Source organism: Aquabacterium sp. A08 (genome assembly GCF_011742065.1).
The window spans coordinates 1-243 of record NZ_JAAQQT010000372.1; the positions used below are offsets into that span (position 1 = coordinate 1).

1 pseudogene is annotated in these 243 nt (G+C 70.8%); it reads right to left on the bottom strand.

The annotated features are described in order from the left end of the window. Positions 1 to 243 (bottom strand): annotated as a pseudogene (locus HA630_RS02110) (hypothetical protein); the annotation flags it as partial.

The window sequence follows — 243 nt, forward strand, 5'->3', positions numbered from 1 at the left end:
GCGGTCGAAGACCAGGTGGTCGGCCCGGCGCACCCGGGGGATGCGGTAGATGGGAAAGCACACCGCCTGGTACAGCGAGACGAACGCGTCGAGCAGCGCAAACACCGGCCAGCCGGCGTAGATGACCGGCGCGGTGAGCAGCACGGTGAGGCGGCTGCCGCGCAGGTAGCGCCACAGGCCCACCCGCTGCTGGCGCTGCAGTTCCACAAAGCGGTCGGCCAGGGCCTGGCGCTGCTGCTCGAA